Origin of the sequence: Halomarina salina (genome assembly GCF_023074835.1) — an archaeon.
Taxonomy (GTDB): Archaea; Halobacteriota; Halobacteria; order Halobacteriales; family Haloarculaceae; genus Halomarina; species Halomarina salina.
The window spans coordinates 2,534,479-2,556,194 of record NZ_JALLGW010000001.1 but is presented as its reverse complement, the minus strand read 5'-3'; the positions used below and the strand labels follow the sequence as shown (position 1 = coordinate 2,556,194).

The following is a 21,716-nucleotide window of genomic DNA, read 5'->3' as shown; positions in this document are numbered from 1 at the left end:
CAGAGGGTGCCGAGAGAGTGTGAGATGTGAGACCGGTCGTGCCTCCCAATCAGTACGGACCGAACCGTCGGACAGAGAGCAGTTCACGAAGACCCTCCGTATGGAAGTCGCCGTCGGAGACGACCAGTTCCTTCCCTTCGGACCGAGCCGTCGCCGCGACCATGAGGTCACGCGGCGACATCGGGTCACCGGATTCGAGCAACCGGTTCTGCATCCGGGCGGCTTCGAACGCGACGTCCTCGGAGAAGGCAAGGGCTGCGACTCGCCCGAAGTGCCCACGCGCCTCGACGAGGTCGGTCTCACCTGCCGAGAACACTTCGCCAGCGAGCACTTCGTAGACACAGATGCTGGAGGTGGCCAACTGCGATTGGTCGTCGACGAACTCGACGACTTCTTCGACTCCGTCGAGATAGTCGATGATGACCGACGAATCGAGGAACGTCACTGCTCGTAGCTCTCACGGGACCGTTCGATTGCCTCACGCGCCTTCTCGGCTTTGTCAGTCCCGTTCCACGCCCCTGCTGTCATCCCCGACTCCTCGTTCGCCAACCGGTCGAGGAACTCGTCCCAACTCTCGTCTCCACGCTTCAGCCTCGCCAACTTCTCTTTCGTCTCATCGGAGACCCGGATTGACGTGCTCATATGCATACATCGCGTATGCAGACGGAAGTAGTTTGAGGGGTGGCAGGGAAGAGCGTGACTGCGTGGGCAGGTAGTGTATCATATTTCGCCTCGTTGGACAAGATAGAGCAGCGTGACAATGGATAACTCTCATCATGCGCCCGGAACGAGTTTACGTGATAGCGGTCTCCGAACCGTCGTGAGGTGATGCGTATTAACGACGACAATCGACATCCTGATTCAGGGTATCGTTCTGGGACTCTCGATCGCGGCCCCCGTCGGTCCGATCGGAGTCCTGTGCATCCAGCGAACGCTTTCTAAGGGGCGGCTCTCGGGGTTGGTCAGTGGACTCGGAGCCGCGTCCGCTGACGCCGTGTACGGGTCGATCGCGGGGTTCGGAATCACGGTGCTGTCGTCGCTCCTGCTCGACTACCGGACCGGTATTCGCATCGGGGGCGGAGTCCTCCTGTTGGCTCTCGGCGTCCGCTCGTTCCGCGCCGAGCCAGCAGCGACTGCGGTCGCCACCTCGGACGTGCAGGGGCTCGGCAGAGACTACGGTTCGACGTTCCTCTTGACGCTGGCCAACCCGGTGACCATCGTCGCCTTCGTCGGCATCTTCACGGGATTGGGGATCGGCGTGTCGGGGGACTACTCCGACGCCGCCGTGCTGGTCGGCGGTGTCTTCCTCGGCTCGGCGCTCTGGTGGCTTGCCCTGAGCGTCGGTGTGAACCGCTTTCGTTCGCGGTTCACACGCTCGGTCACGCGTCGAGTGCACCGACTGGCAGGTGCGGTCGTCGCCGGGTTCGGGCTCCTCGCTATCTGGGGCGCTCTCTGACCCCACTCGCGCTCAAGAGACTCGGGAGAGCAGCAGGATGGGTACCCTCCGTACCGTCCGTCGAGGACGCGAACGAGGTGGATGAGCGGGAGCCCGCATCCGCGAGTCGACCCGGACTGTTATCTGTCGATGAGGCATACCAGCGGTGTATGACGGTCACGACCGAGTTTCTCATCAGTTCGCCGTCTCTCCCCCTCGTTCGTCTCGCGGAGTCGCTCCCGTCGAATCAGGTCGAATCGGTCCACGGCCTCTGTCTCGAACGCGACTCGCGAGTGTTCGTCATCTACGTCGACCCGTCCGACGACCTCACCGAAGCGGAGCTCTCGGCGTTCGACGAAGTCGTCGACGTGACCCCGCTTGGACGGGCCAGCGGCAGGGAGGTCTACCAGCTCACCGTCGAACTCGAGGACGTCGTCTCGGAGGCGTTCGCACCCGAACGGTTCACCGCCGCCCAGATGGAGCCGACCGTCGTCACCCCGGAGGGCTGGTACGAGAAGAAGCTCTTCGAGAGCTTCGACGCGTTCAGAGGACTCACCGACCGCTGTGCGCAGTACGACATCTCGGTGGAACTCATCTCCATCGCGCAGAGCGGACCGTCGTCGGACGACTCCGCGCGGTTCGGCCTGACCGACCGCCAACACGAAGCGCTGACCCTCGCGCTCTCGCGGGGGTACTTCGAGAGTCCGCGGCAGGTCACCACCGAGGAGCTGGCTCAGGAGATGGACATCTCCCAGCCCTCGATGTCGAACCTCATCCGCCGAGCGGAGCGACAGCTCCTCACGTCCGCGCTCGACTCGCAGGCGCACTTAAACACGCTATCAGGATAGCATCAGGGCCAACCGGGTTCCCGGACTCGTTTCGGTCGATGACAGCAGAACTCGGTTCCGAACTCGACGAGCAGGTCGCGATAGTCACGGGAGCGTCGTCCGGTATCGGTGAGGCGACGGCCCGGTCGCTCGCGGCTCGGGGTGCGAGCGTCGTGCTCGCCGCGCGGCGCGAAGACGAACTCGAAGAGCTCGCGTCGAGTATCGAAGACGACGGTGGCGATGCCCTCGTCGTTCCGACGGACGTCACGGACGACGGGGACATCGACGACCTGGTGCAGGCGACGACCGACGAGTACGGGCGCATCGACGTCCTCGTCAACAACGCGGGGCTCATGCCCCTCGCGCACATCGCGGAGGCCGACCGCGAGACCCTGCAGGACACCATCGACGTCAACCTCCGCGGACTGATCACGCTCACCCACGCCGTCGTCCCGACGATGCTGGAGCAGGAGAGCGGGCACGTCGTCAACCTCTCGTCGGTCGTCGGACGGTTCCTCCAGGCCAACAGCGCCCACTACAACGCGGCGAAGGCCGGCGTGAAGATGTTCGGTGACTCGCTCCGCCTCGACGTCGCCGAGGAGGGCATCCGCGTCGCGACCATCGAACCGGGCGCGGTCGACACCGAACTGCTCGACCACATCCCCGACGAGGAGATTCAGGAGGGCGTCAAGGAGTACGTCGGGTCGATGGACGCGCTCGCGCCCGAGGACATCGCCCGAACCATCACCTTCGTCGTGACCCAGCCACAGCGCGTCGACATCAACGAGGTGCTGATTCGGCCGCTCGACCAGGTCCAGCCGTAGACCGTAGACCGTCCTCGGTTCGTACTTAAACACCCCTTCCAGCTAGCGTCGAATCGAAGGGTTCCGCTGGCCGACTACAGGACGGGTTCAGTTCATGGATATCACAAACGGCTGTTCGCAGCCCGCTCAGGAAGGGCCGGAGGAGTACTTCACGGGTTCGACCCGAATCGACCCGCTGTTCGACCCGCGCGACGAGGCTCGTGCGGCCGGGGCGAGCGTGACGTTCGAACCGGGGGCTCGTACCGCGTGGCACACGCACCCGCTCGGTCAGAGACTGATCATCACCGATGGCTGTGGTCTCGTCCAGCGCGACGGTGGCCCGATAGCGCAGGTTCGGGCGGGTGACGTCGTCTGGTTCCCACCGGGGGAGAAGCACTGGCACGGCGCGACCCCCGAGACGGCGATGACGCACATCGCCATTCAGGAAGAGCAGGACGGCGAGGTCGTGACGTGGCTGGAGCACGTCAGCGACGAAGAGTACGCGCCTCCCGAGTAGCGGGACGCTCGTCGACGACGGAGCGGCCGTCTCCCGTCAGTACTCCCAGCGCCGTTCGATACGGGAGTCGATGTCCGGGTACGCCGCTCGGAGCTGCTCGACGTCCGTCTCGCCGTTCACGTTGACGACGTGGACCTCGCCGCGACGCCCCGAGTAGACGTCCTGGAAGTCGTAGACGACGCCCACGACACCGACGTCGGCCGGTATCTCCTCGCTCTCGACGAGGAACTCGACCTGCCGGTCGACGTTGTACTCGACGAGGTGGTTGATGGCGTCCTCGCGCTCGATTCCCTCGGGGAGGGCCTCGACACCAGGTTCCAGGCGGGGACGGAGGATGTCGAGACAGTGGGTGATGCCCGCCGGCTCGTCGAGACCGTCGGTCAGGTCGTCGAACGTCGCGGTGACGGCCCCACAGCCCGTGTGACCGACGACGACGACCGTCTCCGTCCCGGTGTGTGCGACCGGGTAGAGCAGGTCACCCGAGACCACGTCGCCGTCGTCGGTCCGCTGCATCACGCGGTTGCCGATGTTGGCACAGGTGAAGACGGACCCCGGTTCGTCGTTCCCCCAGACGTGGTCCTGCAGGACGCGCGAGTCCGAACAGCAGACGGTGACGGCGGCCGGCTGCTGCCCGTCCTGCACGTCGTCGAACCGTGAGTCGAACTCCCGTGCGTGGTCGGCGTTTCCATCTAGCAACGAACGCAGTGTCTCGTTCATGGGCGTCGTGAGGGGGCCGTCCGACATAGTGGTCGGTGGTTCGTGGTCGGCGGTGTGCACGTCGTCTCCACGACTCGTCGGCCAGCGAGCGCAGCTCTCCGGCGGTCGACCGCGAGCGGGTCAGTACTCCTCGGCGAGTCCGACGAGCGTCTCGTGGTGGGTGACGGTGTGCGGGGCCGTCAGCGGCGAGACGCTCACCTTCCCGTCGAGTATCGCGCGGCGGTCGGTTCCCTCGGGGTCCGGGAGCGAGCCGTCGCCCATCCGTTCCCAGATGCGGTCGTAGAGGTGGACCACGTCGCCGTCGCGTTCGGCGTCCATGTCGTAGTACGTCGACGGTTCGGTGACGACCATCTCGCTGGCGTCCTCGTCGGCGATGGGCGCGTTCACGTTGAGGTAGTCGGCGATGCCGAACACACCGTCTCTGGCCGTCTCCTCGACGAGGAACCGGGTGGCGCGGGCCGCCTCGCCGTACACCGCCGGGTCCGGGTCGTAGGTCCGGAAGTCCACCTCGTCGGTCGGGACGTACATCGAGACGGCGATGGCGGGCACGTCGAAGAACGCGGCTTCGACGGCCGCGCTGACGGTCCCCGAGCGACCGAGCGTGTACTGGCCGAGGTTCGCCCCCCGGTTGCACCCCGAGACGACGAGGTCGACGTCGGGGACGAGCGACTGGAGGCCGACGACGACGCAGTCGGCGGGCGTCCCCTCGACGGCGTAGCCGAGTTCGTGGTCCCGCACGTCCACCCGCGTCGAGAGCGTCCGTCCGACCGCGCTCTGGTCGTCGGCCGGTGCGACCGCCGTCACCGACGCGACGTCGGAGAGCGCGTCGTACAGCGCCCGCAGTCCGGCCTCGTCGATACCGTCGTCGTTCGTGAGGAGGACGTTCATGGCCGAGGAAGGGTCCCACCGCCGAAAACTCCACCGACAGCTGAGAACAGCGCTATGCGGTCCGCTGGACTAGCACGTGTCGATGCGACGAGTGGACACTCTCGTGCTCTCGGTGGGAGTGGTGGTCCTCACCCTCCTCGCCGGGGGCATCGTCCTCGGGATGGTCGGCGTGACGCCACCGTTCGTCGGAGAGGAGGAGTCGGACCCGAGACCCGCGGGTGAGCCATCGCCGGGGGCCGCCGCACCGAGGACGAACACGACGGGAACCGCCGTGCGCACGTTCTCCGACGCGGGCCAGCCGGGGCCAGCTGTCGCCACCGCGCCTGCGACTCCCGAAGCGCCCCGCTACGACGTCAACGTCACCGGGGTCGAGTCCTGTGGACCGACCTGTCGCGACGTGACGGCGTCGCTCACGAACCTCGACGACGAGCCACGGGAGAACGTCACGGCCGTCATCCGCGTCTACGCCGACGGCCGACTGCTCTGGACGGGACGCGAACGCGTCGGGACGCTCGAACCGGGGGCGACCCACACGACCACGAAACGCGTGGAACTGACCTACGTCGAGGCGCTCGCCGTCGAGACCAGCGGCGGGTACGTCACCATCGAGACCACGATTCGCTCGGACTCGGGCGCGGTGACGTACTCCGAGCGGCGGCGGGTCTCGTGACGTTCTGGAGTCGGTGGCGTCTCCCACCCACTCTCACCCGAGGAGTCGTTCCTGTACCCGGTGGGGCAACGCCCTGAGGAACCAGCCGACGAGTCGCCAGCGTCGCGTGACGTACGCGTGTCGTCGGCCGCGCTCCGCCGCGCGGTGTATCTGCCGCGCCGCCGTCTCCGGCGAGGCCATCCAGAAGTCGCCGAACGCCATCTCCGTGTCGACGAAGCCGGGTTTCACGTCGACGACGTCCACGTCGAGGTCCCGGTTCGCCGCCCACGTCCGCAGGCCGTCGCAGTAGTTCGAGACGAACGCCTTCGACGCGTTGTAGGCCGGCGACGCCCCGCCGCCGAACAGCGCCGCCACCGACGAGATACCGACGAGCGTCCCGTGTCCCTGTTCGTCGAACGTCGCCATCGCTGCGGTCGCGAGCGCGGCGAACCCGTGGGCGTTCACCGCGACCGTCTCGCTCTCGACGCTCCAGTCGAGGTCCCGGTTCGGTCGCCCCGTCCCCGCCGAGAGGACGACGAGGTCCACGCCACCCATCGCGTCGACCAGCGCGTCGAACCGCTCGCGTGCCTGCTCGGTGTCGGTGACGTCCATCTCCGCGACGTAGGCCTTCGTCGGCAGCGCCTCGCCGATGGCTTCCAGACGCTCGACGCGCCGGGCGGCCAGTCCGACCTCGTACCCGCTCTCGGCCAGTCGTTCCGCCAGCGCCTCCCCGATGCCGGACGACGCGCCGACGACGATTGCTCGCTTCACGACAGACGGGGCGAGCGCCGCGCTCTTAGCGTCGGTGGTACGCGGCTGTCCCCGTCGGGCCGCACGCTACTGTCGAGCGCATGTTCGAGACCTTACTCCGCTCGTTGAGGCGCGGTCACCGCTTCGGTCGACTCGTCCTCGGGCGCGATAGAGTGGCGGACGAGGAGGTCGACCGCCCGTCGCAGGCGTTCCGAGGCCGCCTGGTGGGAGATGTCGAGGTCCTCGGCGAGGGTGTCGAGGTCGGTCGCTCGCGGTACCTCGTAGTACCCCTCGTCGACGGCGTGACGGAGCATCTTCCGCTGTTTCTCGGTCAGGCCGTAGCTGTCGGACTCGTGGTGGTCGTCGGCCTCCTCGTACTTCCGTCGGAGGGTGAAGCCGAGGTCGTACTCCGAACACGCGTCGTGGAAGTGGGTCAGCGCGTCGTTGTCCGGGAACAGCGCCTGAACCCGCCAGCCCTCGCGCGTCGCCGTCGCCTGCTGGACGATACCGCCGACCTCGACCATCGACGAGTAGACGCTCTGTGCTCGGCCCTCTCCGACGTGTTCGACCTGATACAGTCGGCGGTCGCTGAACTCGGTGAGACGACGCGGCGCGGTCACCGTCGGGTCGTCGTACAGCGCGGACTCGAACGCGTCGAAGTCGTCCGACTCGGCCCAGAACAGCAGTAGCTCCTCGTCGTTCTCCGTCGTGTCCTTCTGCTCCCAGATGATTCGACTCGACGGCACCTCCCGGAGTGTCTGCAGCAGCGTCGGCTGTTGGACTGTGAACTCGACCAGCATTCGTCAGTACTCACCTCGTTCGGGAAGCATGTGCACATGTGAAGGGGAGGACAGGCGAATAGTAAATCCTCCGCTGACCGCGAAGGTTGCTGGTTCGGGTGAGGGCGCCGTCTTCGTCGCGCTCGCCGGTGCGGCCGGCAACAGCGCCTCCTCGAATCGCGGCCGGTCGAGCGTCGACCGCCTCGGGGACACGGCCCCCGTCAGGTCAGCCGAGGCGGTCGACGACCGTCTCGGCGTCCACGACGAGGTTGTAGGCGTCCTCGTCGTCGTTCCAGAGGAGGAGGACGTTCTCGAACGCCAGTAGTCCGCCGTACGGTGCCTCCCGGAGGTCGCGGTTCAGCGCCGACTCGCGCGTACTGACGGCGTAGTGGTCGACCGCCTGACTCCCGTCGCCGACGCGGTACAGCGGGTTGCCCTCGGAGAGGTTCGCCGAGAGTTTGAACGCCACGCAGTCGATGCGGTCGGTGACGTGGCTCTCGCTGGCCGCCAGCGGCGCGTACCGGTCCGGGTCGGGCGAGAAGTCGACGCGCTCGCTGCCGTCCCGACGGAGCAGTGAGTACGCGAACTGCACGTCGACGTTGACGAACTCGCCGGGGGCGTGCGCCTCGTCGTGTTCCGGCGTCGCCTCGTCGAGGCGGCGCTGGACGTCGGGGACGGCGAGGTCCGGGCGCACGTCGAACGACCAGCCCTCGTCCTCCGGCGTGCGCCACGACCAGAGGCGCACCTCGGGCGCGTAGACGGTGAGGGTCGCTCCCGACGCGCTTCCCTCGCGTTCGAGGTCGCGTTCCACCTCGCGGAGCCCGATGGCGGTGTTCCGGTCGGCCGGCGCGAGGCAGACGAGCGTCCCGTCGTCGGCCACCGCGTCGGCGTACCGCCGGGCGACCGCGGTCGGGTCGTCGAGTTCCGACAGCACGTTCGAGAACACGACGAGGTCGAACGGACCGCCGTCGTCCGCGTCGTCGGTACCGACCGCGGCACTCGGGTCGAACGCCTCGGCCGTCTCCCGGTGGAGGGCAACGCGTCGATTCCGGTCGTCTTCGACCAGGTCCTCGAACACGTCCGCGGCGGCACTCGGTTCGACGGCGTGGTAGTCGACCAGTGCGTCCTCGGGTAGCAGGTCGAGCAGTCCCAGGGCGGGACCGCCGACGCCCGCGCCGACGTCCAGCACCCGGAGCGTGTTCGGCACCAGTCCGTCGTCGGCGAGAGCACCGAACGCGTACTGTGCGACGGCGTAGTAGTCGGGCAGGTGGTAGAGCGCGTACGCCAGCGCCGTCTCGGCGTCGTACTCGACGGGGTGCTGACGGTAGTACTCCTCCTTGACGCGCCGGATGGTGGCTCGCAGCCGGTCGCCGGAGTCGCCCTCGGCCCAGTCGAGGCCGTAGCGCTCGACCAGTACGTCCTCCAGTCGCGCCGCGTACTCCTCGGGGAACGCCTCGACGCGGTCGAGGCGCACGTCCACCGGGTCGTCGCTGGCCGGGACGAACGTCCCGTCGTCGCGTTCGCGCAGGCCGAGGTCGAACGCCGCCTCCCGGAGCGTCTGTCGGACGACCGCCGGGTGGGGCGTTCCCTCGACGTACTCGTGTATCTCCTCGGGGTCGATGGGGCGAACCTGCCGGAGGTACCGCGCGTTGTCCAGCACCGCCTGCCGCTGGTCGGCGTTCATCCGTCTGACTCCGACGCTGCGTCTCCTGCTTCGTCAGCTTCCGGTTCGTCCTCGGCGGTCGGCGCGTCGCCGAGTCGCCCCGCCTCCTCGTAGAGGGCGGCGAACGCCTCGGGGTCGCCACGGGCCGCGTCGATGCGTTCGGCCGCCTCGGCGACGGCGTCGGCGCCCTCGAACGCCGTCTGGATGTCGCCGAAGACGTGCGCCGACCCGCCGGTGACGTTCGCCACGAGGTCGAACATCGCCGTCGAGACATCGGTGTGGTAGCGCGGGTCGACCGCCTCGCCGGCCAGTCCGTAGGCGAGGACGGCGGCGTGGGCCTTCGCCTGCACCGTCTCCATCGCGTCGTCGTGGTCGGCGGCGGTCGTGTCGAACAGGTCGTTTCCGGCGGCGTCGAGCGACTCGCGGACCGCGTCGGTGACGGCACCCGGGGCGTCGTGGACGGCCGCGATACTCCCCGGCGCGTTCGCCTCGGAGAACATCGGGTGCAACGAGAGGCGTTCCCGGTCGGGGGCGTGCTCCCGCATCGCGTCGAGGGCGGTTCCCATCACGCCGGTCACGTCGAGGAGCGCCCGGTCGGCGCGCGGTGCCTGCGTCGCCACCGCCTCGGCGACGGCGGGGATGGGTACCGCGAGTGCGACGGCGTCGAAACGTCGGGACGACTCCTGGGGGTCGAGCGGGACGGCCTCACCGCCGAGCGCCGACGCCGCGCTGTCGGCGGCAGCGGGGTCAGTGTCGGCGAACGAGACGTCGAACGCCGGGTCCGCGGCGAGCGTCGACCCGAGCCACCTCCCCATCTCGCCAGCGCCGACGATACAGCAGTGCATGTACGAGCGACTCCGTCGCGCGGCAAAAGGCTGTCCGAGTCGTCGAACGGGAACGAGCGCTCATCTATACAGCTAGCCGAGTGACGTTAGTTCGGGAACCTCTCGTCTCGTGATACGTTCATCACCGAACCATGCCCCACTGTGACAACTGCAACAACCACGTGTCGCGACGGTTCCAGACTGTGTTCGCCGACGACGAGGGCAACCTGCTCGCGTGTCCGAGCTGCTCGCCGAACGCCGGTATCGCCGAGTCGTCGCGCGACCGGTCGAGCCGAGGCGAGTCGGCCGAGTGACCGTCGCCGGAGTGGCCGCCCGACCGACCGCGCGACGCATGTCAGCCGATACGGTGGGCCAGCAGCCGCTCGACGGCGTCGGAGTCCTCCAGCGCGTCGAGCGAACAGTGCAACGAGGTCCCGGGGAGACGACGACGGAGGACGATTGCCTCGTCGGTCCGCTCTGAGCGCTCGAACGCTCCCCAGGAGAGGTACCGCTCTCGAATCCCCTCCGTCGGGGAGACGACGACACCGCCGTCCAGCGCCGTGTACTCCGTCGGCTTGTCGAGTGCGGTGAACGCCATCAGCCCCGTGGCGACGGCGAAGCTGAACAGTCCCATACCGAGGTCGATACCACTTCCGACAGCGACGCCCCCGAGGAGTGTCGCGACCACTGCGCTCGCGAGATACACTCGCCGTACGCGCCGGTGGTGAGTCTCGTCGATAGGGGCGACCCACGTCGCGAGTTCGCGCTCGGTCGCCCGCTTGCGGGCCGCGTACCGGTTGTCCGCCGCGACGAGCGCGACACCCCCGACGACCACGAGAACGGCACCGAGGAGGAGCGCGAGAACGACCGACGGTGGCGCGCTACTCGTCTCCGAGACGCCGACGTCGACCGCGCCCGACACGTCGAGGACGACGACGGTCACGCCGAGCGCGAGGGGGAGGAGTGGCAGGAGGTAGTGCAGTCGCGACCGTGCGAACACGCTCGGGAGGTCGGCTCGTCGGGAGACGAGGAACACGCCGACGCCGACGAGGAGTCCCACCACGGCGGCGACCGGAGGCCCGACCGGCGCGATGCCGAGGATTCCGGCGACGGCGAGCGCGTACCAGAGCGCGATGGAGAGGCTGGCGAGGTGGGGAGGGCGGCTCATACGGCGAGCTGGCGAACGACGGACATGAAGGTGGGGAACGGTTCTCGAGAGCAGACGACGCGAACCGGAAGTGAACCGACAGTCGTTACTCCACCACCAGCTCCTCGGGGTAGTCGGTGAAGTTCTCGTAGCCGTCCTCGGTGACGACGGCGATGTCCTCGATGCGGACGCCGCCGAACTCGGGGTCGTACAGTCCCGGCTCGATAGTGACGACGTGACCCGGTTCGAGCTCCTCGCCGCGGGGGCTGAGGCTCGGCCCCTCGTGGATGTCGAGGCCGACGCCGTGGCCCGTCGAGTGGATGAACCCCGTCTCGGTGCGCTCGTCGCTCCGGAGCGTCGGCCAGCCCGCGTCCTCGTAGACGTCGCAGACGGCGTCGTGCACCTCCTTCCCGGTCGCACCCGGTTCGAGCGCGTCGAACGCCGCCTCCTTCGCCTCCTGGGTCAGGTCGTACCACTCCGCCACGGTGTCGTTCGGGTCGCCCTTCACGAACGTCCGGGTCATGTCGGCGTAGTACTTCGTCTCCTTGCTGCGCGGGAAGATGTCGACGATGATGGACTCGTCGGCGCGGAGCGGCCCGCTCCCGCGGTCGTGGGGGTCGGCGGCGTCCGCCCCGCAGGCGACGATGGTCTCGTCGAGCGCGTAGCCGTGGCGCAGCAGTTCCAGCTCTATCTCTCGGGTGACCATCTCGCTGGTCAGCACCTCGCCCTCGTGGACGAGGACGCCACTGCCCGCGTCGGTGCCCGTCTCGACCCGCGCCTCGGCGACGAGTTCCTCCGCACGGGCCATCGCCCGCTCGTTGGCCTCCTGTGCGTCCCGGATGTGTTCGACCTCCTCGGTGGTCTTCGTCGCGCGGATGTCGTCGACGACACCCTGGCGTTCGGCCGTCACGCTCGCGCCGAGGTCGCGGTAGGCGTCCGCCTCGGCCAGGGGGAAGTCGTCGGGCGTGACGACGCTGTCGACGTCGTGCTCGTCGAGGAACTCGACGACGACGCGGTCGCCCGCCTCCTCGTGGCCGTACTCGTCGACCTTCGCGCCGTAGTCGTAGTCGGCGTGCCGGGAGACGCTCGCGGCGTCGCTGTCCTTCTTCGCGCGGCCGTACTCCAGGCTGGAGACGAGCAGGTGGACGTCGCCGTCGTACAGCGTCAGGTACGGGTCGGGGGCGTCGAAGCCGGAGACGTAGCGCTGTGTCGAGTCCTCGGCGTCGGCGAAGACGAGGTAGCCGTCCGCGCCGCGGTCGTCGAGGAACGCGTCGAGCGCAGAGAGGTCGGGTTGCATACCCGACCGCAGCAGTGGCGCCGAGAAAACAGTACTGACACCGGGGGTTCCCACTGCTACCTGTGACGGCCGGGGGTCGAGGCGACGAGCGTGCGAGGAATCGGCCGCTACAGTCAGCCGAACGCCCGCACCGTCGCCGCGAGCGGCGGTACCAGCAGCGCCACCGCGATGGCGAGCCACGTCAACTGCCCCGCCCCGGCGAACTCCCCGAGCGCCCCGAACAGCCACAGGTAGACGAGGAACGCCGCGAGCACCGTGATGCCGAGGTAGAGGCCGTACTGGACGGCCCGCCAGAACGAGGGCGCGAGGACTCCGAGCAGCGCCCCGCCGACGGCGAGGCCCACCCAGTGGACGGCCGTGAGCGCTAGCGCGACGACGAACGTGACGACGACGAGCACGTCGGAGTACCGCCCGCTTCGGAGCGCGTCGCGGATGCGCCCGGTCCGTGCGGCGTCACTCATCGCTCCCCTCCACGAATCGGATGTCGACGCCACCGGGCGCGTCGAACGTCATCGGCTTGTACTCGCCCTCGGCCCACTCGTCGAGCTGGTCGTGGTAGTGCGGCGAGAACGGGTTGCCCGACTGCCCGCCAGGGATGACGCCGAGCGAGTCGCTCCCCCACGTCGAGACCATGCGCCAGCTCGACCCGGCCTGCATCGACCCCTCGACGCGGAAGTTGAACACGGTGAACGGCGACCCGTCCATCGCCCGCGAGGGGTAGTCGAGGTACCCGACCGGGAACGGGTGGTTCAGGTCCAGTCGGTTGTAGTCGCCGTACGTCTCCCAGCCCTCCTCCTCGGCGCGGGCCTCCGCTCGCGCCATCGCCTCGGCGTAGACGTCGGCGCGCGTCTCCCGGTCGGCGGTGCGGACGTCGTCGAACCACTCGCTGTCGGCCGGGAGCGTCTGGACGACGTAGAGGTGCGGGTAGTAGCCCTCGTCGAGGCCCTTCGGGTGATACTCGTCGTAGAACGTCGCGTTGCGGACCTCCTGGCGGAACAGCGCGAACGCCAGCGCCGCCTCGGAGTCGGCGGTCATGTTGTAGTCCCACGACTCCAGCGAGTCCGCCCACTCACGGGTGTCCTCGTTCATGGACTTTCGCGAGTCCAGGATGCCGGGGACGAACCCCTCCGCGGCCGTCGAGTAGACGTCCCGCTGGATGGTCTGCATGTACTCGCTGTCCATCGGTTCGTCCGACTCCGCGCGTCGGTCGAGCAGTTCGTAGATGCGCGCCCCGCGGTACGGGTCGGCGTACCGACTGCTCGTCGAGAGGTAGAACCCCGGTTCGTCGGCGGTCCGCTGGTTCGCGGTGGCGACGTAGTCGGCGTTCTGGACGTGCGGCACCTGCTCGTACGGGACGAACCCCTCCCACGACGACTGGCCGTACGGCGTGAACCCGCGCCACTCGCCCTCGCCAGCGCTCCCGTCGAACACGCGGTCACCGCGGACGACGGAGCCGTTCGTGTAGCGGTACGGGTACTTCCCGGTGGCACGGTAGAGCGTCCCGCCATCACGGTCCATCGCCACGAGGTTCTGGGTCGGCGAGTCGAAGTTCCGCGCGGCCTCCTCCATCTCCTCGACGCTCGACGCCCGGTTGAAGTCGTGGATGGCCAGCGCCTCCTTCGTGCCCGTCAGGCCGGTCCACGCGACGGCGACGCCGACGGGGCCGTCGGGCGTCTCGCGTTCGAGGTACGGGCCGTGGACCGACTTCCTGACCGTCACGTCGACGTCGTCACCCCCTTTCACCTCGATGGTCTGCCGTTCGGTCTCGAACTCGCGCGTCTCGCCCTCGTAGACGTACGTGTCGTTCGAGGGCGTCTCGTAGCGGTAGAGGTCGGTGACGTCCGCGCCGACGTTCGTCACGCCCCACGCGACGTCCCGGTTCTGTCCGATGATGACGCTCGGGACGCCGGGGAACGTCACGCCACGCACGTCGTAGCCGTCGTCGCCCGTGACCGTCAGGTGCATCTCGTACCACACCGGCGGGACGGTGAGGGAGAGGTGCGGGTCGTTGGCGAGCAGCGGTCGCCCGCTCGCGGTCTGGTTCCCCGAGACGACCCAGTTGTTCGACCCGATGCCCGGTTCGCGCTGGAAGTCACGGAGGGAGTCGTACAGCGCGTCGTAGTCGGCGAGGGCGGACGCGTTCGACCCGTTCGCGGTCGTCGCGTTCCACTCGGTCCGGAGGACGGGGCTGTCGTGCGCCAGCTGGTCGGGGTAGAGCTGGCTCGTCGCGTTCGCGCCGAGTTTCGCGTCGAGGACACTCCCCTCCAGGTCGCGGAAGTCCCCCGACAGCGACCAGGATATCTGCTTGTCGATGAGCAGCGTCGCCACGGGCGTCCACCGCTCCGGTTCGTAGTCGTTCAGTCGGAACTCGACCGGGAGCGGTTCGGTGTCCATGTAGCGGTTGACGCCGCCGGTGAACGCCTCGACGAGCGGGCCGTACCCGGAGTCCTCCACGGACTGCCACGACGCTTCGGCCGCACCGCGGAAGTCCATCTCGCGGTGGAACCGGTCGGACTCGACGGCCGCGTCGCCGACGGCGGCGGAGAGCGTCCCGCCCATCAGGCGACGCTGGAGGTCCATCTCCCACAGTCGGTCCCTGGCCTGGACGTAGCCGACGGCGTAGTAGAGCGCCTCTTCGTTCGACGCCTCGATGTGCGGGACGCCGTCGTCGTCGTACGCGACGGTCGCCTCGCCGTAGGGGTTCTCGACGGTCGTCTCGCCGTTCACGGCGTCGCCGACCGTACTGCCGAGACCGGAGCCGCTGTCGGAGACACCGGTCCACGCGCCGCCGCTGAACGGGGCCGCCAGCGAGAGGTAGCTCCCGCCGAGCACCCCCGCGACGACGAGGAGGACGACGGCGACCACCGCGGCCGCCATCTGCACGTAATTTCGTGACATACAGCATCGGGAACAGGAGGTGGGTTAAGCGTTCCGTCGTGCGGTCTGTCCGCTCGGCGACAGCGTGCTCGCGCCGAGTTCCCAACGGTTTTGTCCTCCACACGGGCAGTACCTCCCGATGGACAAGTGGATGCGCCGGACGGTCCGGTACATGGCCGTTCTCTTCGTCGTCATGCTCCTGTACGCCGTCGTCTACGACTACGGGATGGGGGCGTTCGAGGCCGACCGGATCTCCTTCCTCCACTCGCTGCAGGTCGTCGTCGAGACGTTCACGACGACCGGGTTCGGCTCCGACGCACCGTGGTCGAGCTGGCAGATGAACGTGCTGGTCATCGTGATGGACCTCACCGGCGTGTTCCTCATCTTCCTCGCCCTGCCGACGCTCGTCTTCCCGCTGTTCGAGGAGGCGCTGTCGACGGCCGCACCGACGAGCGTCGACCTCGGTGACCACGTCGTCATCGCCGGGTACACGGCTCGCGGCGAGGCGCTTATCCGGGAACTCGACGCTCGCGGCATCCCGTACGTTGTCGTCGAACCGGACCGGGACCGGGCGGCCGACATCTACGAGTCCGACACCACCGTCGTCCACGGCGAACCCGAGAGCGTCGAGACGTACCGGGACGACGTGAACCTCGAATACGCCCGGGCGCTCGTGGCCGACGTCGACGACGCGACCAACGCCTCGGTGACGCTCACGGCCACGCAGGTCTGTGACACGCCCGTCATCACGTTCGTCGAGGAGCCACCGCTGAAGGAGTACCACCGGCTCGCCGGGGCGAGCGACGTCTTCTCACCCCGCCAGCTGGTCGGCGAGAGCCTCGCGACGAAGGTCACGTCGGGCGTCTCCTCGGACCTCGACGACGCCATCGAGATCGGGGACGGGTTCGACGTCGTGGAACTCCCCGTGCAGTCGGGCAGCGAACTCGACGGCGTGCAGGTCGCGGACAGCGGTATCCGCGAGCAGACGGGTGCGAACGTCATCGGCGCGTGGTTCCGCGGCGAGTTCGTCTCGCCGCCGTCGCCGAACACGCTCATCGACGAGCAGACCATCCTGCTCGTCGCGGGCCACGAGTCCCAGCTGGAGGAGCTGAAACGGCTCACCCGCTCCGAACAGCGCCGCCGCCGACACGGCCACGTCGTCGTCGCGGGACTGGGCGTCGTCGGCGAGACCGTCGTCAGGGCCATCGACGATGCAGGAATCGGCCTCCCACAGGTCACCGTCGACACCGACCCCGAGAAGGAGGCCGACGTGACCGGCGACGTGACCGACGTCGACGTGCTCCGCGAGGCGGGGATCGAGGCGGCCGGGACCGTCATCCTCTCGTTGCCCGACGACACGCAGACCGTGTTCGCCACGCTCGTCGTCCGCGAGCTGAATCCGGAGGTCGAGATCGTCGCCCGCGCCGAGTCCCAGGAGAGCGTCCGCAAACTCTACCGGGCGGGTGCGGACTACGTCCTCTCGCTGGGGACCGTCAGCGGACGGATGCTCGCCTCGACCATCCTCGACGAGGAGGTCATCACCTTCGACCAGCAGGTCGAACTCATCCGCACGGGACCGGGCGACCTGGCCAACCGGACGCTCGGCGAGGCCGACATCCGCGCCCGGACCGGGTGTACCGTCGTCGCCGTCGAACGCAACGGGGACCTCGTCTCCGAACTGGGTCCCGACTTCAGACTCGACCCCGACGACGAACTCATCGTCGCCGGGACCGACGACGACATCGTCACGTTCACCGAGATGGTCGGCGAGGCCGACTGAACAGGGGTACAGGAGCGCGAGTGGAACGAAAATCGCCGGCCCCCTTCGAGAACGACCGTGGACGACGCGACTACTGCACGGCGGAGCTCGACGCCTGGTTGAGCATGTAGACGGCCGCCGCACCCAGAACGAGGTCGAGGACGGCGAGGACGGCTATCGCGGGGACGAGCGTGTCCCAGATGCCGCCGAACGCGGTCACCTCGACGACCGTCATCACGTCCTCGCCGAGCATCAGCGCCCGCGCGGCGTCGATGCCGTAGGTGATGGGGTTGAGCGTGGCGACGACCTGCACCCACTCCGGGAGGATCTCGATGGGCAGGAACGCACTGGAGAGGAACAGCAGCGGGAACTGGAGCATGTTGACCGCGATGATGGTCGACTCCTCGTCGCGCGTGAGGAGCGCCATGATGTTCGAGAACGCGGTGAACCAGATGGAGAAGAGGATGCCGACGGCGACGATGCCGACCGCGCCGAGCAGTCCCGTCGCAACGTACGCCTCGGGGGCGCCGCCACCGTCTATCCACAGCAGCGCGTACCCCAGCACGAGGATGATGCATATCTGGGCGACGATGCGCAGCACCTCCGAGAGCGACTTCCCGAGGAACACCGCCGCCCGGTTCATCGGCGTGACGAGCACCTTCTCGAACATGCCGTTCTCGATGTCGTTGACGAGGCCGATACCCGAGGTCGTCGCCGCGATGAGCGACACCTGGATGACGATGGCCGGGACGAGGTAGGTCGTGTAGCTGACGTCGCTGCCGAGCGACTGGCTGATGGCTCCGCCCGTAATCTGGCCGAACACCTCGGTGAACAGGACGAGGAACACGACCGGGTTGAGCAGCGAGACGACCACCACGAACGGGTTCCGGACGGTCTTCAGCACCCACCGCTTGAGGTTGATCCAGACGTCCGAGACGAACCCGTTGGCGTCGGTCTTCTGGCCGACGCTCGTCGCCGTCCGCTCCTCTCCGGGGGTGCTCATCGCGACACCTCCGTCTCGGCGGGCGGCGCGTCCGTCGCGTCGTCGTCGCTCGTCCCGCTTCCGCCCGTCTCGGTGGCCTCGTCACCCGCCGTCTCCGCGCCAGCGTCCGCGTCGGTGATGGCGAGGAACACGTCGTCGAGCGTCGGCGAGCGGACGTTGAACCCGACGACGGTGAGGCCCGCGTCCCGGAGGGCGACCAGCAGGTCCGTGCCGTGGCGGCGCGCCGAGGCGGAGGTCACGCTGATACCCTCGTCGGTGGTCGAGACGGTCGCCGACTCGTCGAACAGCTCCGAGGACTCGGCGACCTCGCGAGCGCGCTCGACGGTCGGTTCGTCGGGGTCGTCGAGTTCGATGTCGAGGACGTCGCCCCCGACGCGGGACTTGAGTTCCGCGGGCGACCCCGTCGCCTCGATGCGCCCGTCCATGATGACCGAGATGCGGTCACAGAGCTGGTCGGCCTCTTCGAGGTACTGCGTGGTGAGGAACACCGTCGTGCCCTCCTCGTTGATGCGTTCGAAGTAGTCCCAGAGGCGATTCCGCGCCTTCGGGTCCAGGCCCGTCGTCGGTTCGTCGAGGAAGACGAGCGGCGGGCGGTGGACCAGCACCGTCGCGACGTCGAGGCGCTTCTTCATCCCGCCAGAGAAGTCCTTCGCGGTCTTGTCGGCGACGTCAGCGAGGTCGACGAGGTCGAGCAGTTCGTCGATGCGTCCCGACCGGTCGGCCTTCGGAACGCCGTACGCCTCGCAGGCGAACCGGATGTTCTCGCGGGCCGTGAGCTCCGGGTCGACGCTCGTCTCCTGGGCCATGTAGCCGATGGACTCCCGGACCGAGCGCTGCTCGGAGACCACGTCGAAGCCGTTGACGGTCACCGACCCCCCGGTCGGGTGGAGGAGGGTGACGAGCGTCTTGATGGTCGTCGTCTTGCCCGCACCGTTCGCGCCGAGGAAGCCGAAGAACTCGCCCTCGGGGATGGCGATGTCCACCCCCTTCACGGCCTCCGTCCCGTCGGAGTACGTCAGTTCGACCCCGCGCGCGTCGATAGCCAGAGCGTCCGTCGAGACTCCTCCATCCTCGACCGGTTCACCGTCCCGTCCGTTCTCGACCGGGTCGCCGTCGCGTTCGTCGCGCCGCCCGTCGCTCGCGTCGCTGACTGTCACGCGGGAGCGTTACGGCGGCACCCGCATAGGCCGTACTCTAACCAGTTAGGCCCATCAAGTCGGGGTTCGAACGGAGGTGGTCCTCGACGAGGTGGACGTACGCACGCCGGAGGCGCTCGGAGAGCGAGGGTGCGGTGATACCCAGCGACTCGGCGACGTCGGCCATCGAGGCGGTCCGAGGGATGTCGAAGTAGCCCATCTCGTAGGCCGTCAGCAGGGCCTCGCGCTGACGGTCGGTCATCCGTTCCGACGGTCGCTCGGCCTCGTCGTCGTGGAGTCGTCGGAGCGTGAAGCCGATGTCGTGCTCGCGGCAGAACGCTCGGTACGCGGCGAACTCCTCGCGGTCGGCGAACCGGCAGCGCTCCAGCCAGCCGTCCTCGACGACGACGATGCGCTCGACGACGGACCGGTTCACTGCCAGTTCGTCGAGGGACTCGGGGCCCTCACCGGCCGGTCGCAACTGGTACTGGCGGGTCGCCCCGTCCCGGCCGATGCGCGAGTACTCGCCGACGAACCGGGAGTCGTCGAGGGCCGCCTCCAGCGCGTCGGCGTCCTCGCCCGTCGCACGGAGAATCAGCGTCGGCGTCCCCGAAGAGCGTGGCTGGCCCTGGTCGAGTTCGAGCGTCGTCTCCGGAACGACGGTGGCGACCGGGACCAGCGGGAGGTGGTCGGAAGAGAGGTGGAATTCGGCGAGGAGTCCCATGGACAGTGGTGTCGGAACACTGGTAGATAGCGTTGGGGGTCCCATAGAACCGTCGCGGTGGGGAGTCGAAGCCCTCCGGAACTCGCGTCCGTCGCCGGTCGCCTCGAAAGATCGCTCGGGGGCGGCTACCGACTCAGTGGTCGTGGCCGGTCGCCTCGCCGAACGTCATGCCGAAGCGCTCCTCGAACAGGTCGAGGGTCGTCTCCTCGACGGCCTCCAGTTCCGGGTCCGCCTCGCCGTGGCCGTGGTGGACCGCGGCGTGGACGCGCTGAGCGCAGGACATGAGTGCGAGGTCGCCGACCACGTCGGCCGCCGACTCGCCCTCCTCGGCCAGCATGTCGAGCAGGCCGGTGGGGAGCGTCACTTCGTCCTCGCCGTCGGGCGTCTCGATACGCACGTCCATCGTCTCCGAGTTCGACATACGCTCTCGTCGTGGTCGAGACGTAAAGCGGTGTGCGTTCCGCGCCGCTCGCGTCCGGTGCGTCCGCCTCGCTCGCCGACGGAAGCACCTTTCACGGAACTGTGAGTGGTCGGGATATGGACACGAACCAGCAGGTGTACGGGGACCGCCTCGCCCGGCAGATGGAGGCGGGCGACCACGTCCTCGCGGTCGTAACCGCGACCAAACCCGACTTCTACAAGCAGGCCCCCGTCGTCGCCGCCGCTCGCGAACGCGATGTCCCGTGTTTCGTCCTCCACACCGGCCAGCACTACGACGACGTCCTCGGTCACGGCCTCGTCGAGTACGACCTCGAAGACCACATCGCGGTCGACCTGGGGGTCCGCGGCGACCTCAGCGAGAAGACCGCGTCGCTGATGACCGAGATAAAGGCGTTCGCGCAGCACCTCGACCGCGAGTACCCCGACACGACCGTCCTCCCCATCGTCCACGGCGACACGCTCGCCGCCGGTATCGTCCCGCAGGCGTGGCTGTTCGCCACCAACCAGATGGTCGCGCACAACGAGGCCGGCCTGCGCTCGATGGCCCCCGACTTCTCGGCCCACGGCGACCCGGCCGCGTTCGTCGAGCAGCAGTGGGACGGGGACTGGTCGCTCAACCGCGCCGAACCGTTCCCCGAGCAGTACGACACGTTCGTCGGGAGTGCGGCCGCGATGTACCACCTCGCGCCGACCGCGCTCAACCGCGAGCACCTCGTGAACGAGGGCTACCCCGAGTCCGTCGGCGACGACGAGCGCATCCCCGTCGTCGGGAACAGCGTCGTCGACGCCATCGAGATGAAGAGCGACGTCGGCGAGGAGTCCGTCTTCGACGTCTATCCCGTCCTCGAAGAACGCGACGACTGGATTCGCGTCGACGTCCACCGCCGGGCGAACCTGCTGCCCGACCGGTTCCGCGCCATCGTCGACTGCGTGGTCCGACTGGTCGAGGCGGACTACAACGTCAACTTCCTCGAACTCACCGCGACGCGACAGGCTCTGGAGAACTACGGTCTCCGGGAGAGACTGCTCCGACTCGACGACGAACGCGAGAACTTCCTGTTCACGGGGCTCTGGAAGCGCCACGCGCACGTCTACGAGTTCCTGCGCTCGGGGCAGTGCTTCGCCGAACTTACCGATTCCGGCAGTATGCAGGAGGAACTGAACCACATCGACGAGGCCCACTGTCTCACCGCGCGGTTCAACACCGACCGCCCGGAGACCGTGTTCGAGGCCAACAGCAACCTGCTGGTCCCCCCGAGCGACGGCGAGTCGATGTTCGAGACGGTCGAGTACGTCTACGAGACCGACTCGGTCCGCGAGCGACTCGGCTCCGGGCCGGAACTGTACGGCGGGAACGTCGGCGAGAAAATCGTCGAGTTCCTCGCCGAGAAGGACGGCGAACCGTTCGAGTGGGCGCACGAACGCGCCGGGTTCGCGGGGAGCGGGAGCGACTTCGACTACCTCTGACTGGCGAACTCCG

24 protein-coding genes are annotated in these 21,716 nt (G+C 68.2%); 8 read left to right on the top strand and 16 right to left on the bottom strand.

Features of this window, described 5'->3' with window-relative positions; translation table 11 throughout:
- Nucleotides 1-49: 49 nt before the first annotated feature.
- Both MX571_RS13135 and MX571_RS13130 read right to left on the bottom strand, forming a co-directional pair.
- On the bottom strand, nucleotides 50-445 hold the full coding sequence (locus MX571_RS13135; protein ID WP_247417459.1) for a type II toxin-antitoxin system VapC family toxin: 396 nt from the start codon (nucleotides 443-445) through the stop codon (nucleotides 50-52).
- Complete coding sequence (locus MX571_RS13130) at nucleotides 442-642, bottom strand: DUF7557 family protein (protein WP_247417457.1); 201 nt, start codon at nucleotides 640-642, stop codon at nucleotides 442-444. The genes MX571_RS13135 and MX571_RS13130 overlap by 4 nt, the downstream gene beginning before the upstream one ends.
- A 205-nt stretch (nucleotides 643-847) precedes the next feature.
- Between MX571_RS13130 and MX571_RS13125 the strand changes: the two genes are divergently transcribed.
- From MX571_RS13125 to MX571_RS13110, 4 genes are all read left to right on the top strand, one after another.
- Nucleotides 848-1,456, top strand: coding sequence for a LysE family translocator (locus MX571_RS13125; protein ID WP_368409051.1), 609 nt, complete (start codon nucleotides 848-850; stop codon nucleotides 1,454-1,456).
- 149 nt (nucleotides 1,457-1,605) lie between these two features.
- Complete coding sequence (locus MX571_RS13120; RefSeq protein WP_247417455.1) at nucleotides 1,606-2,283, top strand: helix-turn-helix domain-containing protein; 678 nt, start codon at nucleotides 1,606-1,608, stop codon at nucleotides 2,281-2,283.
- 38 nt (nucleotides 2,284-2,321) lie between these two features.
- Nucleotides 2,322-3,086, top strand: a complete 765-nt coding sequence (locus MX571_RS13115; RefSeq protein WP_247417453.1) for an SDR family oxidoreductase — start codon at nucleotides 2,322-2,324, stop codon at nucleotides 3,084-3,086.
- Nucleotides 3,087-3,180: 94 nt separating this feature from the next.
- Nucleotides 3,181-3,582 carry a (R)-mandelonitrile lyase gene (locus MX571_RS13110; RefSeq protein WP_247417450.1) on the top strand — a complete coding sequence of 134 codons (402 nt, stop codon included), beginning with the start codon at nucleotides 3,181-3,183 and terminating at the stop codon, nucleotides 3,580-3,582.
- 36 nt (nucleotides 3,583-3,618) lie between these two features.
- On the opposite strand, the gene MX571_RS13105 is transcribed toward MX571_RS13110, so the two are convergent.
- Nucleotides 3,619-4,299 (bottom strand): carbonic anhydrase, encoded by a 681-nt coding sequence (locus MX571_RS13105; RefSeq protein ID WP_247417447.1) that lies wholly within the window; start codon nucleotides 4,297-4,299, stop codon nucleotides 3,619-3,621.
- A 120-nt stretch (nucleotides 4,300-4,419) separates the two neighbouring features.
- Nucleotides 4,420-5,187 carry a 5'/3'-nucleotidase SurE gene (gene surE, locus MX571_RS13100; RefSeq protein WP_247417444.1) on the bottom strand — a complete coding sequence of 256 codons (768 nt, stop codon included), beginning with the start codon at nucleotides 5,185-5,187 and terminating at the stop codon, nucleotides 4,420-4,422.
- A gap of 82 nt (nucleotides 5,188-5,269) precedes the next feature.
- Here surE and MX571_RS13095 point away from each other — a divergent pair, with 82 nt between their 5' ends.
- The gene (locus MX571_RS13095; protein WP_247417440.1) at nucleotides 5,270-5,857 is read left to right on the top strand and encodes a hypothetical protein; all 588 of its coding nucleotides are present in this window, start codon (nucleotides 5,270-5,272) and stop codon (nucleotides 5,855-5,857) included.
- Nucleotides 5,858-5,890: 33 nt separating this feature from the next.
- On the opposite strand, the gene MX571_RS13090 is transcribed toward MX571_RS13095, so the two are convergent.
- The 4 genes from MX571_RS13090 to MX571_RS13075 all read right to left on the bottom strand — a co-directional run bounded on the left by MX571_RS13090 (nucleotide 5,891) and on the right by MX571_RS13075 (nucleotide 9,873).
- Entirely contained in the window at nucleotides 5,891-6,607 is a 717-nt protein-coding gene (locus tag MX571_RS13090; RefSeq protein ID WP_247417438.1) for an SDR family NAD(P)-dependent oxidoreductase, read from the bottom strand.
- A 92-nt stretch (nucleotides 6,608-6,699) separates the two neighbouring features.
- Entirely contained in the window at nucleotides 6,700-7,386 is a 687-nt protein-coding gene (locus MX571_RS13085) for a helix-turn-helix domain-containing protein (RefSeq protein WP_247417435.1), read from the bottom strand.
- A gap of 205 nt (nucleotides 7,387-7,591) precedes the next feature.
- The gene (locus MX571_RS13080) at nucleotides 7,592-9,049 is read right to left on the bottom strand and encodes a small ribosomal subunit Rsm22 family protein (RefSeq protein ID WP_247417432.1); all 1,458 of its coding nucleotides are present in this window, start codon (nucleotides 9,047-9,049) and stop codon (nucleotides 7,592-7,594) included.
- Entirely contained in the window at nucleotides 9,046-9,873 is an 828-nt protein-coding gene (locus MX571_RS13075) for a prephenate dehydrogenase/arogenate dehydrogenase family protein (RefSeq protein WP_247417429.1), read from the bottom strand. Before MX571_RS13075 ends, MX571_RS13080 begins: the two co-directional genes overlap by 4 nt.
- Before the next feature lie 131 nt (nucleotides 9,874-10,004).
- On the opposite strand from MX571_RS13075, the gene MX571_RS13070 reads away from it, so the two are divergent.
- The gene (locus MX571_RS13070) at nucleotides 10,005-10,166 is read left to right on the top strand and encodes a DUF7563 family protein (protein ID WP_247417426.1); all 162 of its coding nucleotides are present in this window, start codon (nucleotides 10,005-10,007) and stop codon (nucleotides 10,164-10,166) included.
- A 41-nt stretch (nucleotides 10,167-10,207) separates the two neighbouring features.
- Here MX571_RS13070 and MX571_RS13065 read toward each other — a convergent pair whose 3' ends face one another.
- The 4 genes from MX571_RS13065 to MX571_RS13050 all read right to left on the bottom strand — a co-directional run bounded on the left by MX571_RS13065 (nucleotide 10,208) and on the right by MX571_RS13050 (nucleotide 15,194).
- Nucleotides 10,208-11,020 (bottom strand): hypothetical protein, encoded by an 813-nt coding sequence (locus MX571_RS13065; protein WP_247417422.1) that lies wholly within the window; start codon nucleotides 11,018-11,020, stop codon nucleotides 10,208-10,210.
- Nucleotides 11,021-11,105: 85 nt separating this feature from the next.
- A complete protein-coding gene (locus MX571_RS13060) occupies nucleotides 11,106-12,296 on the bottom strand; it encodes a M24 family metallopeptidase (RefSeq protein WP_247417419.1) in 1,191 nt (396 codons plus the stop codon).
- 113 nt (nucleotides 12,297-12,409) lie between these two features.
- The gene (locus MX571_RS13055; protein WP_247417417.1) at nucleotides 12,410-12,757 is read right to left on the bottom strand and encodes a hypothetical protein; all 348 of its coding nucleotides are present in this window, start codon (nucleotides 12,755-12,757) and stop codon (nucleotides 12,410-12,412) included.
- Nucleotides 12,750-15,194, bottom strand: a complete 2,445-nt coding sequence (locus MX571_RS13050; RefSeq protein WP_247417415.1) for a penicillin acylase family protein — start codon at nucleotides 15,192-15,194, stop codon at nucleotides 12,750-12,752. Before MX571_RS13050 ends, MX571_RS13055 begins: the two co-directional genes overlap by 8 nt.
- Before the next feature lie 118 nt (nucleotides 15,195-15,312).
- On the opposite strand from MX571_RS13050, the gene MX571_RS13045 reads away from it, so the two are divergent.
- Nucleotides 15,313-16,953 (top strand): potassium channel family protein, encoded by a 1,641-nt coding sequence (locus tag MX571_RS13045; RefSeq protein ID WP_247417414.1) that lies wholly within the window; start codon nucleotides 15,313-15,315, stop codon nucleotides 16,951-16,953.
- A gap of 70 nt (nucleotides 16,954-17,023) precedes the next feature.
- On the opposite strand, the gene MX571_RS13040 is transcribed toward MX571_RS13045, so the two are convergent.
- The 4 genes from MX571_RS13040 to MX571_RS13025 all read right to left on the bottom strand — a co-directional run bounded on the left by MX571_RS13040 (nucleotide 17,024) and on the right by MX571_RS13025 (nucleotide 20,216).
- Nucleotides 17,024-17,935: an ABC transporter permease gene (locus MX571_RS13040; RefSeq protein WP_247417411.1), complete on the bottom strand. Its 912-nt coding sequence runs from the start codon at nucleotides 17,933-17,935 to the stop codon at nucleotides 17,024-17,026.
- A complete protein-coding gene (locus MX571_RS13035; protein WP_247418489.1) occupies nucleotides 17,932-18,981 on the bottom strand; it encodes an ATP-binding cassette domain-containing protein in 1,050 nt (349 codons plus the stop codon). The genes MX571_RS13040 and MX571_RS13035 overlap by 4 nt, the downstream gene beginning before the upstream one ends.
- A 148-nt stretch (nucleotides 18,982-19,129) precedes the next feature.
- The gene (locus MX571_RS13030) at nucleotides 19,130-19,795 is read right to left on the bottom strand and encodes a helix-turn-helix domain-containing protein (RefSeq protein WP_247417409.1); all 666 of its coding nucleotides are present in this window, start codon (nucleotides 19,793-19,795) and stop codon (nucleotides 19,130-19,132) included.
- Between the two features lie 133 nt (nucleotides 19,796-19,928).
- On the bottom strand, nucleotides 19,929-20,216 hold the full coding sequence (locus MX571_RS13025) for a DUF7545 family protein (RefSeq protein WP_247417407.1): 288 nt from the start codon (nucleotides 20,214-20,216) through the stop codon (nucleotides 19,929-19,931).
- A gap of 116 nt (nucleotides 20,217-20,332) precedes the next feature.
- Here MX571_RS13025 and MX571_RS13020 point away from each other — a divergent pair, with 116 nt between their 5' ends.
- Entirely contained in the window at nucleotides 20,333-21,703 is a 1,371-nt protein-coding gene (locus MX571_RS13020) for a UDP-N-acetyl glucosamine 2-epimerase (RefSeq protein ID WP_247417405.1), read from the top strand.
- Nucleotides 21,704-21,716: the final 13 nt, after the last annotated feature.

Coding starts and splice junctions, on each gene's coding strand:
- MX571_RS13130 (WP_247417457.1), bottom strand. CDS start 642: ATGAGCACGTCAATCCGGGTCTCCGATGAGACGAAAGAGAAGTTGGCG.
- MX571_RS13120 (WP_247417455.1), top strand. CDS start 1,606: ATGACGGTCACGACCGAGTTTCTCATCAGTTCGCCGTCTCTCCCCCTC.
- MX571_RS13115 (WP_247417453.1), top strand. CDS start 2,322: ATGACAGCAGAACTCGGTTCCGAACTCGACGAGCAGGTCGCGATAGTC.
- MX571_RS13110 (WP_247417450.1), top strand. CDS start 3,181: ATGGATATCACAAACGGCTGTTCGCAGCCCGCTCAGGAAGGGCCGGAG.
- MX571_RS13105 (WP_247417447.1), bottom strand. CDS start 4,299: ATGAACGAGACACTGCGTTCGTTGCTAGATGGAAACGCCGACCACGCA.
- surE (WP_247417444.1), bottom strand. CDS start 5,187: ATGAACGTCCTCCTCACGAACGACGACGGTATCGACGAGGCCGGACTG.
- MX571_RS13095 (WP_247417440.1), top strand. CDS start 5,270: ATGCGACGAGTGGACACTCTCGTGCTCTCGGTGGGAGTGGTGGTCCTC.
- MX571_RS13085 (WP_247417435.1), bottom strand. CDS start 7,386: ATGCTGGTCGAGTTCACAGTCCAACAGCCGACGCTGCTGCAGACACTC.
- MX571_RS13080 (WP_247417432.1), bottom strand. CDS start 9,049: ATGAACGCCGACCAGCGGCAGGCGGTGCTGGACAACGCGCGGTACCTC.
- MX571_RS13075 (WP_247417429.1), bottom strand. CDS start 9,873: ATGCACTGCTGTATCGTCGGCGCTGGCGAGATGGGGAGGTGGCTCGGG.
- MX571_RS13070 (WP_247417426.1), top strand. CDS start 10,005: ATGCCCCACTGTGACAACTGCAACAACCACGTGTCGCGACGGTTCCAG.
- MX571_RS13065 (WP_247417422.1), bottom strand. CDS start 11,020: ATGAGCCGCCCTCCCCACCTCGCCAGCCTCTCCATCGCGCTCTGGTAC.
- MX571_RS13060 (WP_247417419.1), bottom strand. CDS start 12,296: ATGCAACCCGACCTCTCTGCGCTCGACGCGTTCCTCGACGACCGCGGC.
- MX571_RS13055 (WP_247417417.1), bottom strand. CDS start 12,757: ATGAGTGACGCCGCACGGACCGGGCGCATCCGCGACGCGCTCCGAAGC.
- MX571_RS13050 (WP_247417415.1), bottom strand. CDS start 15,194: ATGTCACGAAATTACGTGCAGATGGCGGCCGCGGTGGTCGCCGTCGTC.
- MX571_RS13045 (WP_247417414.1), top strand. CDS start 15,313: ATGGACAAGTGGATGCGCCGGACGGTCCGGTACATGGCCGTTCTCTTC.
- MX571_RS13040 (WP_247417411.1), bottom strand. CDS start 17,935: ATGAGCACCCCCGGAGAGGAGCGGACGGCGACGAGCGTCGGCCAGAAG.
- MX571_RS13030 (WP_247417409.1), bottom strand. CDS start 19,795: ATGGGACTCCTCGCCGAATTCCACCTCTCTTCCGACCACCTCCCGCTG.
- MX571_RS13025 (WP_247417407.1), bottom strand. CDS start 20,216: ATGTCGAACTCGGAGACGATGGACGTGCGTATCGAGACGCCCGACGGC.
- MX571_RS13020 (WP_247417405.1), top strand. CDS start 20,333: ATGGACACGAACCAGCAGGTGTACGGGGACCGCCTCGCCCGGCAGATG.